This is a genomic window from Micromonospora sp. MH33 (genome assembly GCF_003013775.1).
Classification (GTDB): domain Bacteria; phylum Actinomycetota; class Actinomycetes; order Mycobacteriales; family Micromonosporaceae; genus Micromonospora; species Micromonospora fulviviridis.
Window position 1 is genome coordinate 1 of the sequence record NZ_MUYZ01000231.1, and the last position, 11,548, is coordinate 11,548.

The window sequence follows — 11,548 nt, forward strand, 5'->3', positions numbered from 1 at the left end:
CGAACGCGCCCGCGCCGGCCCGGAGCCGTCGGATCCGGCCTACCGTGCAGACCGCGACGACCAGCGCCGGGGCCACCGCGAGGGTGAGCCCGGCGGCGGCCCGGTCGAGCGCTGTCGTGCCGGCGCTCTGCAGGCCCACCGCCAGCACGGCCGCGGTCAGCGCCAGGCCGGTGAGCACCAGGGCGGACAACCATCCGGTACGCCGGCGCAGCGCGCGGGCGCGGTCCAGCCGGGGCAGTCCGTCCGCCACCACGCCGGCGGCCAGCCAGACGGCGGCGAGCGGGAGCAGCACGGTGAGATGCTCGTCCATGGCTCCAGCCTGGTCCGGTCCGGCGTCGACCGGATCCGGGCCGGCACCCCCGTTCCTCCCGTACGCCCTCCCGTAGGGGTCATCCCATCGACGTTATGGCGGATCCGGCATGTTCACAGTATTTCCACTGGTGACCTAGCCTCTTAGCGATCGGTCAGCGTCGATCAGCCGGTGCCTCACCCGGCGGACGGTCCTGTGCCGGTCGGAGGGAGGTAGGGAGATGGGTCTCCCACACAGGTCCGTACTCGTCGGAATGGCCGCCCTGACCGCGCTCGCGGCCGCGTCACCCGCCGCGGCCGCCGAACCCACCGGCGCGATCCGCGCCGCCGGTGGTCCCACCGCGGTGGCGGACAGTTACATCGTGGTGTTGAAGGACAACGCCGTCGCCCCCGGCCGGGTCACCGAAACCGCGCAGCGGTTGACGGCCCGGCACGGCGGCACGGTCGCCCGCACGTGGCGCGCCGCCCTGCGCGGCTTCGAACTCACCGTCGGCGCGAAGGCCGCCGCACGGATCGCTGCCGACCCCGCCGTCGAGTACGTGGAACAGAACCACACGGTCTCGATCGCCGGCACCCAGACGAACCCGCCGTCCTGGGGCCTGGACCGGATCGACCAGCGGAACCTGCCGCTGAACAGCTCATACACCTACCCGAACACGGCGAGCAACGTACGCGCCTACATCATCGACACCGGCGTGCTGTTCGGGCACAACGACTTCGGCGGCCGGGCCGTCTCCGGCTTCGACGCGGTGGACGGCGGCTCCGCCGACGACTGCAACGGCCACGGCACGCACGTGGCGGGCACGGTGGGCGGCTCGTCGTACGGGGTGGCCAAGGGCGTCCAGATCGTCGGGGTCCGGGTGCTCAACTGCCAGGGCAGCGGCACCAGCGCCCAGGTGGTGTCCGGCATCGACTGGGTCACCGCGAACGCGGTGAAGCCGGCGGTGGCGAACATGAGCCTCGGCGGCTCCGCCGACAGCTCCATCGACACCGCGGTCACCAACTCCATCAACTCCGGCATCACGTACGCCGTGGCGGCCGGCAACGGCGACATCCTGGGCAACCGGCAGAACGCCTGCAACTACTCCCCGGCCCGGGTCGCGTCGGCGATCACCGTCGGGGCGACGCAGAACAACGACGCCGCCGCGAGCTTCTCCAACTACGGCACCTGCGTCGACATCCTGGCGCCGGGCGTCAACATCACCTCCGCCTGGTACACCGGCAACACCGCCACCAACACGATCAGCGGCACCTCGATGGCGTCGCCGCACGTCGCGGGCGCCGCGGCGCTCGTGCTCTCGGCGAATCCCTCGTGGACCCCGCAGCAGGTGCGGGACAGCCTGGTCAACGACGCCACCCCGAACGTGGTGACCAACGTGGGCACCGGCACGCCGAACCGGCTGCTCTACGTGGCCAACGGCACCACCCCACCGCCGACCAACGACTTCTCCGTCTCGGTCTCGCCCACCTCCGGCTCGACCACGCCCGGCGGCTCGGTGACCGCCACGGTCTCCACCGCGACCACCAACGGTTCCGCCCAGTCGGTCAGCCTCGCCGCGAGCGGCCTGCCGAGCGGCGCCACCGCCTCGTTCAACCCGTCCTCGGTGACCTCCGGCGGCTCGTCCACCCTGACCATCACCACCTCCGCGAGCACGCCGGCCGGCACCTACCCGGTGACGATCAGCGGCACCGCGGCGTCGGGCACGAAGACGGCGACGTACTCACTGACCGTCACCGGTGCCGGCGGCTGCACGGGGGCCGGTCAGAAGCTCGGCAACCCGGGCTTCGAGTCGGGTAACACGGTCTGGTCGTCCAGTTCGGGTGTGATCGGCCAGTACGGCTCCAGCGGCCAGCCGCCGCGTACCGGCACGTGGAACGCGTGGCTGGACGGCTACGGCAGCACCCACACCGACACGCTGTCCCAGTCGGTGAGCCTGCCGGCCGGCTGCGCCTCGTACAACTTCACCTTCTGGCTGCACATCGACTCGGCCGAGACCACCAGCAGCGTCCAGTACGACAAGCTGACCGTGCAGGTGCTCAACTCCTCCGGCAGCGTGCTGGCGACCCTGGCGACCTACTCGAACCTGAACAAGGCCACCGGGTACAGCCAGAAGTCGTTCTCACTGGCCTCGTACGCCGGCCAGACCGTCACCCTGAAGTTCACCGGCACCGAGGACGTCTCGCTGCAGACCTCGTTCGTCATCGACGACACGGCGGTGAACGTCTCCTGAGCCAACCTCTCCCACCGGCGTCCGGCGGTCCCCTTCGCGGGTGGCCGCCGGACGTCGTTTCGGCGTCAGACGTCGAAGGTGGCCGGGCGCCCCGTCGCCGGGGGCGGCGGGGTGGCCTTCCACAGGCCGGTCTTCTGCCCGGCCAGCCGGGCCAGGTAGGCCGGGTTGAGGATGAGGTAGCGGCGCCAGAGCCGCTTCGGCTCCAGGCCGAGCCGCCAGAACCACTCCAGCCCGGCCCGCTGCATCCACGTTGGCGGGTTGCGCAGCAGCCCGGCGTGGTAGTCGAACGCCGCGCCGACGGCCATCAGCGGCATGTCCAGCAGCGGCCGCATGGCGTAGGCGAAGACCTCCTGCCGGGGGCAGCCCAGCCCGACCAGGACGAGCCGGGCGCCGCTGGCCTTGATCCGGTCGGCGATCTCGGCGTCCTCGCCCGGCTCCAGGGAGCGGAACTTGGACGGCTCGACACCGGCGATCTTCAAGGCCGGGAACTTCCGCTCCAGGGCCGGGATGAGGCGGGACAGGGTCTCCTCGGTGGAGCCGTAGAGGTAGACCGGCAGCCCCTCGTCGGCGAAGCGGGCGAGCACCCGGAGGGTGAGCTCCGGCCCGTAGACCCGGTCGGTGAGGCCGGCGCCGTGCAGCAGGTTGAGCGCCCAGCGCACCGGCTGCCCGTCGGGGGTGACCACGTCGAAGGAGTTGAGCCGGGCGTTGTGCGCCGGGTCGAGCACCCCGGTCATCACGCCGTGCACGGCCAGCGCGGTGAGGGCCAGCGGGCGGCGGTCGTGCGCCGCCGCGACCACGGCCTCGGTAGCCCGGGCGTAGTCGGTCGCGTCGACGAGTACGCCGAGCACGTTCCGCTTGGTGCCGGTGGTCATGCCTTCGGCACCCACTTGTCGACGTTCGCCTCGTAGATCTCCCGGAGGATCATCGGCACGTCGTAGGTGATCTTCCAGTTCGGGTAGTGCTCCTCGAACCGGGCCATGCTGCTCACGTACCACTGGTGGTCGCCGGTGCGGGCCTGCTCGACGTAGTTGATCTTCGCTACCCGGCCGGTGATCTCCTCGGCGATCCGGAACGCCTCGATGTGCGAGGTGTTCGAGTGCCGGCCGCCGCCGAGGTTGTAGACCTGCGCCGAGCGCGGCTCGCGGAAGAACGCCTCGAAGGCGGTGAGCACGTCCCGCGAGTGGATCGCGTCCCGGACCATCTTCCCCTTGTAACCGAAGAGGTTGTACGTCCGGCCCTCCATGACACAGCGCATCAGGTACGCCAGGAAGCCGTGCAGCTCGGCGGCGGAGTGCGCCGGGCCGGTCAGCGTACCGCCCCGAAAGCAGGCGGTCTTCATGTCGAAGTACCGGCCGTACTCCTGGACCATCACGTCGGAGGCCACCTTGGAGGCGCCGAAGATCGAGTGCAGCGACTCGTCGATCGACATGTCCTCGGTGATGCCGTCGTACCAGTGGTGGTCCTCGGGCAGCTCGTAGCGGGTCTCCAGCTCGATCAGCGGCAGGCTGTTCGGGCGGTCGCCGTAGACCTTGTTGGTCGAGCAGTGGATGAACGCCGCGTCGATGGCGTGCCGCCGGGTGTTCTCCAGCACGTTGAGGGTGCCGCCGGCGTTGACGTCGAAGTCGGTGTACGGCTCCTTGGCGGCCCAGTCGTGGCTCGGCTGGGCGGCGCTGTGGATCACCACGGCGATGTCCGAGCCGTACTTCTTGAAGACCTGCTCGAGACCGTCCCGGTCCCGGATGTCCACGGCGTGGTGGGTGTAGGCGCGGCCCAGCTCGGCGGCGAGGCGGTCCAGACTCCAGGCGGTCGAGCCGTCCTCGCCGAAGAAGTACCGGCGCATGTCGTTGTCGATGCCGACCACGTCGAGACCGAGGCCGGCGAAGTGCCGGGCCGCCTCGGAGCCGATCAGACCGCCCGAGCCGGTCACCAACGCGACACTCACACGCCACTCCTGGTCCATCGGGGCAGGGGAACCATCGGAGCATAGCGTGATGTCCGGCACGCCCCGATACGGCGCGAGGGCCCCGCTAATCGCGGAGCCCTCGTGGTGGTGGGGAAGGGGGGAGTTGAACCCCCACGCCCTTTCGGGCACACGGACCTGAACCGTGCGCGTCTGCCATTCCGCCACTTCCCCGTGGCTGACCTGCAACACCGTATCTCATCCCGCTCCCGCCGTCTGCGGCGGGTGCCCGGACATATTACGCTGTTCCCGGTCATCGCCACGAGCGATCACCGTTCGTGGCGGACGAAACTTTAGCATGACCGCGGGGCTGGTCACGAACGGGCCGCCGGCTGCCGGCCGAGCGGCGTGTGAGCTGCGGAGGCGGTGTCCGGATACCATCATTGCCTCGGGACCCGAGGAGGAGCCGGTGAGCGTGCTGCAACGCTTCGAGAAGCGTCTGGAAGGCCTGGTCGAGGGGGCCTTCGCCAAGGTCTTCAAAGGGGTGGTCCACCCCGTGGAGATCCTCAACGCCATGCAGCGGGAGGCCGAGGCGCACAAGGCGATCCTGGCCGGTGGGCGCACGTTGGTGCCCAACCGCTACGTGATCGATCTCTCGCCCTACGACCACAGTCGGCTGGCGCCGTACGCCGCCGCGCTGGCCCAGGAACTGGCCCAGTCGCAGGCGGAGTTCATCGGCGAGCAGGCCTGGACGGTCTACGGCGACGTGATCGTGGAGGTCGAGCGTGGTGAGGGGCTCGACACCGGCATGTTCCGGGTCACCGCGGAGGTCTACACCGGCGGCGAGGTCGCCCCGGTCTCCGCGCCCGGTGGCTACGACGCCGGCCCGGCCTATCCCGCGTACGACCAGGGTGGCGGCTACGGCCCGCCGCCGGGGCACGGCGGTGGCCGCAACGTCCGCCTGGTTTCCGGCGACGGCCGCACCTACCCGCTCCAGATGGGCTCGACCGTGATCGGCCGCGGCGACCAGGCCAACCTGCGCCTGCCCGACGTCGGCATCTCCCGGCGCCACGCCCGGCTCGACTTCGACGGCGGCCAGGTCGTGCTGACCGACCTCGGCTCCACCAACGGCACGATGGTCAACGGCCAGCGCGTCTCCGCGGTCGCCCTCAACCCGGGCGACATGATCCAGCTCGGCACGACCACCCTGACCTTCCGCGTGGACGGCTGACCCGCCTTGCCGGAACTCGTCATCACCGTCGCCCGGTTCGGGTTCCTCATCCTGCTGTGGATCTTCGTGTTCACGGTGGTCGGAGTGATCCGCCGGGACCTCTTCGCGGGGGCCCGGTCGGGCCGCCTGGTGGCCGCGCCGCGCGCGGTCGGGGCCTCAACCGGGCAGGCGGCGAAGCCGGCGAAGGTGAAGCGGGGCAGGGCGGCACACCAGCTGCTGGTCACCGCCGGCCAGCTGGCCGGCACCCGGATCACCCTCGGCGAGGCCCAGATCACCATCGGTCGGGCCGAGGACTCGACCCTGGTGATCACCGACGACTACGCCTCGGCGCGGCACGCCCGGCTGGTGCCGCGCGACGGGCAGTGGTTCGTCGAGGACCTCGGATCGACTAACGGCACCTACCTGGATCGCGCTAAGGTCACCGGACCAACCCCCGTCCCCCTCGGCGTGCCGATCCGGATCGGCCGCACTTCCCTCGAATTACGGCCATGACTCTGACCCTGCGCTATGCGGCCCACAGCGACCGCGGTCTGATCCGAGACGGTAATCAAGATTCCGTCTACGCCGGGCCGCGGCTCCTTGCCGTTGCCGACGGCATGGGCGGCATGGCCGCCGGTGACGTCGCCAGCAACATCGTCATCGGTGCCATGGCGCCCCTCGACGAGGACGTCCCCGGGGACGCCCTCGTCGACGCGCTGCGTTCCGCCGTCGGCACCGCCAACCAACAGCTCCGCGACACCGTGGACGCCAACCCGCAGCTGGAGGGGATGGGCACCACGCTCACCGCGACCCTCTTTTCGGGCAGCAAGCTCGGCATGGTCCACATCGGTGACTCGCGGGCCTATCTCCTGCGCAACGGCGAATTCGCCCAGATCACCAAGGACGACACGTACGTCCAGATGCTCGTCGACGAGGGCCGGATCAGCGCGGAGGAGGCGAGCAGCCACCCCCAGCGCTCGCTGCTCACCCGGGCGCTGGACGGCCGGGACATCGACCCGGAGTACAGCGTCCGGCAGGTGCTCCCCGGTGACCGCTACCTGATCTGCTCGGACGGCCTGTCCGGTGTGGTCAGCGCGGACACCATCGCCGACACCATGCGCGAGTACACCGACCCGCAGCAGTGCGTGGAACGGCTGGTGCAGCTCGCCCTGCGCGGCGGCGGCCCGGACAACATCACGGTGATCATCGCGGACGCCACCGACCAGGACATCGTCGAGGCCTCCCCGATCGTCGGCGGCGCCGCCGCCCGCGACCGCGGCATGGCCACCTCGGCCGACGTCTCCACCCCGGCGGCCCGCGCCTCGGCGCTGTCCGCCCCCCGGGCGCCCGCGCCCGAGGAGCCGGTGGACACCCGCGACGACGAGCCCGATCGGCGCGGTCAGCACCCGCTGCGTACCGCGGCGATGCTGCTGGCGCTGCTGGTCATCGTCGGGGGCGGCGTCTTCGGCGGGTGGAGCTACACCCAGCGCCAGTACTACGTCGGTGCCACCGACGACGGGCAGCTCGCCGTGTTCCGGGGGGTCCCGGGCCAGGTCGCCGGGCTCGACCTGTCCAACGTGCACGCCACCAGCGGGGCCAAGCTCGACGACCTCACCCTGGCCGCCCAGGAGCAGGTCAAGCAGGGCATCCAGGCCAAGAGCGAGCCGGACGCCGAGCGCCGGCTGGCCGAGCTGACCAGCGATGACCCGGCCAACCCGAACCTGAAGCCGCTCTGTCCGCCCAGCCCGACGCCCGGGCCGGCCAGCCCGACGCCGTCCGTGACCGGCAGCCCGCTGGCCCCGGCGGTCAGCGGCAGCGCCGTCCCGCCGGCCAGCGCCACGGCCACGGCCGCCGCGGGGCCGACGACGACGCCGACCACCACGCCCGACGCCGTCCCCTCCGACACGGTTCCGCCGGTCGACCCGGCCGGCTGCCGGTCGCCGGAGTGAGCGCCGGCTCGACACCGAGGACGCATTCGTGACCGCAGCCGCCGTACCGGCAGCCTCGCCCGCCTCGACGGGCGAGCAGCCCGGCGTGCGCCTGGCCCGGTCCCGGCGTAACGCCGAACTGTCCCTGCTGCTGCTCGCCATGGTGCTGGTGGCGGCGTACGCGGCGACGGTCGAGGCGAACGTGCTGGACACGGTCACCCCGGACTTCTGGATCCCGGCCGCCGCGCTGGGGCTGGTCTTCCTGGGCCTGCACCTGGTGATCCGGTGGCTGGCGCCGTTCGCCGATCCGGCTCTGCTGCCGGCGGTCGCCCTGCTCAACGGCATCGGCGTCGGCTTCCTGCGCCGCTACGACCTGGCCCAGGCCGCTCCGGAGGAGCGGGAGACCCTGGCCATCTTCGCCGGCACCGGCGGGCGGCAGCTCGCCTGGACGCTCGGCGCGGTGGTGCTCGCCGCCGCACTGCTGGCGATCATGCGGGACCACCGGTCGCTGTCGCGGTACGCGTACACCCTGGGGCTGACCGGCATCGTGCTGGTGATGATCCCGGCGGTGCTGCCGGGGCGGTTCTCCGAGATCAACGGCGCGAAGCTGTGGATCCGGCTCGGCGGGTTCTCGATCCAGCCGGGTGAGTTCGCCAAGCTGGCCCTGCTCGCCTTCTTCGCCTACTACCTGGTCCGCAAGCGCGAGGTGCTCTCGCTGGCCAGCCGGCGGGTGCTCGGCATCGACTTCCCGCGCGGCCGGGACCTCGGCCCGGTCCTCGTGGTCTGGATGATCAGCCTGCTGGTGCTGGTCTTCGAGAAGGACCTGGGCACCTCGCTGCTCTACTTCGGCATGTTCGTGGTGACGCTCTACATCGCCACGGAACGGGTGAGCTGGCTGCTCATCGGCCTGATCCTGTTCTTCGGCGGCGCCTACCTCGCGTACGTGCTGGGCAGCACGGTGGGTGGGCCGTTCGCCAACTTCTACGACCGGGCGCAGATCTGGCTGGACCCCTTCGCCGAGCCGTACGACCGGGGCTACCAGCTCGTCCAGGGCCTGCTCACGCTCGGCACCGGCGGCCTGTTCGGGGCCGGCCCGGGTGGCGGCCAGCCCACCCTGCTGCCCGAGGTGCAGACCGACTTCATCTTCGCCGGCATCGGTGAGGAGATCGGCCTCTTCGGCCTCTCCGCGCTGCTGGTGATCTACCTGCTGATCGTCGAGCGGGGGCTGCGGGCCGCGCTCGCGGTCCGGGACTCGTTCGGCAAGCTGCTCGCCGGCGGCCTGGCCTTCACCCTGGGCCTGCAGGTCTTCGTCATCGTCGGCGGGATCAGCAAGCTCATCCCGCTGACCGGCCAGACCACGCCGTTCCTCTCCGCCGGCGGTTCCTCGCTGATGGCGAACTGGCTGCTGATCGGGGTCCTGCTCCGGGTCTCCGACGGCGCCCGCCGCCCGGTGACCGGGGGCGGCCCGGCGGCCCGGCCCGCGGGCGGCCCGCCGGAGCAACTGCACGGTGCCCCCACGGAGGTGATCCGGCCGTGAACGCACCCCTGCGCCGCGTCGGCGTGGTCGTCATGATCCTGTTCGGGCTGCTCTTCGCCAACCTGAACTGGATCCAGGCCTACAAGGCCGACGAATACCGCAACAGCGACTACAACGGCCGGGTCCAGGTCGCCGAGTACGAGCGCAAGCGCGGCAACATCGAGGTCGGCGGCACCGCGTTCGCGCTCAGCAAGGAGACCGACGGCAAGCTGAAGTTCCAGCGCACCTATCCCGGTGGGGCGATGTACGCGCACGTGCTCGGCTACAAGCCGGTCAACCTGGGCGACACCGGCATCGAGCGGCTGGAGAACGACTTCCTCGCCGGCACCAGCGACCAGCTCATCGCCAACCGGATCAAGGACATGTTCACCGGCGACCAGACCGGTGGCGGCAACGTGCTGCTGACCCTCTCGAAGCGGGCCCAGGAGACGGCGTACAAGCAGCTCAACGACAACCAGGTCGGGGCCAAGCGGGGCGCGGCCATCGCGATCGACCCGCGGACCGGGGCGGTGCAGGCGCTGGTCTCCATGCCGAGCTTCGACCCGAATCCGCTGGCCAGCCACGACACCAACGAGGCCACGGCGGAATACAACAAGCTCGACAAGGACAAGGACCGCCCGCTGGCGAACCGGGCGCTCGCCGAGACCCTGCCGCCGGGCTCCACCTTCAAGATCGTGGTGGCCGCGGCGGCGCTGGAGAACGGCGTCACCCAGCAGACCGAGATCCCGGCCGGGTCGAGCTACACGCCGCCCACCTCGGGCCAGCCGATCCGCAACGCCGCCCCGTCGATCTGCCCGGAGGCTCAGGTCACCCTGCGGGAAGCGGTGACCGAGTCCTGCAACACCGGCTTCGCCCAGCTCGGCGTCCGGCTCGGCGCGGACAAGATCAAGGAGAAGGCCCGAGCGTTCGGCTTCGAGCAGGACGACCTCTCCGTCGGCGAATCCGGCGAGAAGGGCGGCCTGCCGGTGGCGGCCAGCCGCACCGGCGAGATGACCGCCCCGGGTGGCGGCACCGACCCGGCCGCCCTGGCCCAGTCCTCCATCGGCCAGCGCGACGTGCGGATGACCCCGCTCCAGGGCGCGCTGATCGCCGCCTCGGTCGCCAACGACGGCAGCCAGATGCGGCCGTACCTGGTCAAGCAGTTGCTCGGCCCGGACCGCACCACCGTCTACGACGCCGCCAAGCCGCGTGAGCTGCGCCAGCCGGTCAGCAGCCAGGTCGCCAGGGACCTGCGCGACATGATGGTCAACGTCGTCAAGGAGGGCACCGGACGGAAGGCCGCCATCGAGGGCTACACCGTCGGCGGCAAGACCGGCACCGCCCAGTCCGGCCCGGGCACCCCCGACCACGGCTGGTTCATCGGCTTCGCGCTGGACAAGAACGGCACCCCGGTCTCGGCCGTGTGCGTCGAACTGGAGCAGGCGGGCAGCGGCGGCAGCGCCGAGGCGGCCCGGATCGGCGGCCGGATCATGGCGGCGGCCATCGCGGAAGGCCGCTGAGATGCTCAGCCCGGGGGTGCAGCTCGGCAACCGCTACCGCCTCGACGAGCGGATCGCCAGCGGGGGCATGGGCGACGTCTGGCGCGGCACCGACCAGGTGCTGGGCCGTACCGTCGCGGTCAAGAGCCTGCTCCCCGCCCTGCTCGACGAGCCGGGCTTCGCCGAGCGGTTCCGCGGCGAGGCGCGCACCATGGCCACCATCAACCACCCCGGCGTGGTCGACGTCTACGACTTCGGCAGCGACCAGCAGATCGCCTTCCTGGTGATGGAGTACGTGGAGGGCGACGCGCTCTCCTCGACGCTCAGCCGGGTGGGCCGGCTCACCCCGGCCCGGACCATGGCCCTGCTGGCGCAGGCCGCCGACGCGCTGCACGCCGCGCACGAGAAGGGCATCGTGCACCGCGACGTGAAGCCCGGCAACCTGCTGGTCCGGCCCAACGGCACGCTGGTGCTCACCGACTTCGGCATCGCCCGCTCCGACCTGGTCGGCCAGCTCACCGCCGCCGGTTCGGTGCTCGGCACCGCCTCGTACATCTCGCCCGAACAGGCCACCGGCGCGGTCGCCACCCCCGCCTCCGACGTGTACGCCCTCGGCGTGGTCGCCTACCAGTGCCTGGCCGGCCGACGGCCGTTCGAGGGGGACAACCCGCTCGAAATCGCCATGAAGCACGTGCGCGAGGTGCCCCGGCCGCTCCCCGCCGACATCCCGCCGCAGGTCCGGGCCATCGTCGAACGTGCCCTGGCGAAGGACCCGGCGGCCCGCTGGCCCAGCGCCTCCGCCCTGGCCAGCGTCGCCCGGCAGGCCAAGCTCGCCCTGTCGCAGCAGGCGCGGGGCGGTCACCCGATCTCCGGCGTACCCGCGTCCCCGGCCGCGCCGGCCGCGCGGGCGCAGGTCCCGACGGCCACGCGACCGCAGCCCCGCCCGCCCGTGGTG

9 protein-coding genes, 1 tRNA gene and 1 pseudogene are annotated in these 11,548 nt (G+C 71.6%); 7 read left to right on the forward strand and 4 right to left on the reverse strand.

What is annotated here, in order from left to right; all coding sequences use genetic code 11:
* Positions 1-310: pseudogene (locus tag B0E53_RS26775) on the reverse strand (hypothetical protein); the annotation flags it as partial.
* A 220-nt stretch (positions 311-530) separates the two neighbouring features.
* Here B0E53_RS26775 and B0E53_RS40445 point away from each other — a divergent pair.
* Positions 531-2,540, forward strand: coding sequence for a S8 family serine peptidase (locus B0E53_RS40445; protein ID WP_107078566.1), 2,010 nt, complete (start codon positions 531-533; stop codon positions 2,538-2,540).
* Positions 2,541-2,605: 65 nt separating this feature from the next.
* Here B0E53_RS40445 and B0E53_RS26785 read toward each other — a convergent pair whose 3' ends face one another.
* The 3 genes from B0E53_RS26785 to B0E53_RS26795 all read right to left on the reverse strand — a co-directional run bounded on the left by B0E53_RS26785 (position 2,606) and on the right by B0E53_RS26795 (position 4,674).
* Positions 2,606-3,412 carry a WecB/TagA/CpsF family glycosyltransferase gene (locus B0E53_RS26785; RefSeq protein ID WP_107078573.1) on the reverse strand — a complete coding sequence of 269 codons (807 nt, stop codon included), beginning with the start codon at positions 3,410-3,412 and terminating at the stop codon, positions 2,606-2,608.
* Positions 3,409-4,500 carry an NAD-dependent epimerase/dehydratase family protein gene (locus B0E53_RS26790; RefSeq protein WP_210406221.1) on the reverse strand — a complete coding sequence of 364 codons (1,092 nt, stop codon included), beginning with the start codon at positions 4,498-4,500 and terminating at the stop codon, positions 3,409-3,411. The genes B0E53_RS26785 and B0E53_RS26790 overlap by 4 nt, the downstream gene beginning before the upstream one ends.
* Positions 4,501-4,588: 88 nt before the next feature.
* A tRNA-Leu gene (locus B0E53_RS26795) sits at positions 4,589-4,674 on the reverse strand.
* A 208-nt stretch (positions 4,675-4,882) separates the two neighbouring features.
* Between B0E53_RS26795 and B0E53_RS26800 the strand changes: the two genes are divergently transcribed.
* The 6 genes from B0E53_RS26800 to B0E53_RS26825 form a co-directional block, all read left to right on the forward strand.
* Positions 4,883-5,671: a DUF3662 and FHA domain-containing protein gene (locus tag B0E53_RS26800; RefSeq protein WP_107078574.1), complete on the forward strand. Its 789-nt coding sequence runs from the start codon at positions 4,883-4,885 to the stop codon at positions 5,669-5,671.
* A 6-nt stretch (positions 5,672-5,677) separates the two neighbouring features.
* Complete coding sequence (locus B0E53_RS26805) at positions 5,678-6,163, forward strand: FHA domain-containing protein (RefSeq protein WP_107078568.1); 486 nt, start codon at positions 5,678-5,680, stop codon at positions 6,161-6,163.
* Entirely contained in the window at positions 6,160-7,599 is a 1,440-nt protein-coding gene (locus B0E53_RS26810) for a PP2C family serine/threonine-protein phosphatase (protein ID WP_107078569.1), read from the forward strand. Before B0E53_RS26805 ends, B0E53_RS26810 begins: the two co-directional genes overlap by 4 nt.
* 139 nt (positions 7,600-7,738) lie before the next feature.
* On the forward strand, positions 7,739-9,115 hold the full coding sequence (locus B0E53_RS26815) for an FtsW/RodA/SpoVE family cell cycle protein (RefSeq protein ID WP_246835611.1): 1,377 nt from the start codon (positions 7,739-7,741) through the stop codon (positions 9,113-9,115).
* Complete coding sequence (locus B0E53_RS26820; protein ID WP_107078571.1) at positions 9,112-10,614, forward strand: penicillin-binding transpeptidase domain-containing protein; 1,503 nt, start codon at positions 9,112-9,114, stop codon at positions 10,612-10,614. The genes B0E53_RS26815 and B0E53_RS26820 overlap by 4 nt, the downstream gene beginning before the upstream one ends.
* A 1-nt stretch (position 10,615) precedes the next feature.
* Positions 10,616-11,548, forward strand: a 933-nt coding sequence (locus tag B0E53_RS26825; RefSeq protein WP_107078572.1) for a serine/threonine-protein kinase, incomplete at its 3' end; no start/stop codon positions are given.

Excerpts from the sequence above, each read along its gene's own strand:
- B0E53_RS26815 (WP_246835611.1), top strand. The coding sequence starts at position 7,739 with ATGGTGCTGGTGGCGGCGTACGCGGCGACGGTCGAGGCGAACGTGCTG.
- B0E53_RS26810 (WP_107078569.1), top strand. The coding sequence starts at position 6,160 with ATGACTCTGACCCTGCGCTATGCGGCCCACAGCGACCGCGGTCTGATC.
- B0E53_RS40445 (WP_107078566.1), top strand. The coding sequence starts at position 531 with ATGGGTCTCCCACACAGGTCCGTACTCGTCGGAATGGCCGCCCTGACC.
- B0E53_RS26785 (WP_107078573.1), bottom strand. The coding sequence starts at position 3,412 with ATGACCACCGGCACCAAGCGGAACGTGCTCGGCGTACTCGTCGACGCG.
- B0E53_RS26790 (WP_210406221.1), bottom strand. The coding sequence starts at position 4,500 with ATGGACCAGGAGTGGCGTGTGAGTGTCGCGTTGGTGACCGGCTCGGGC.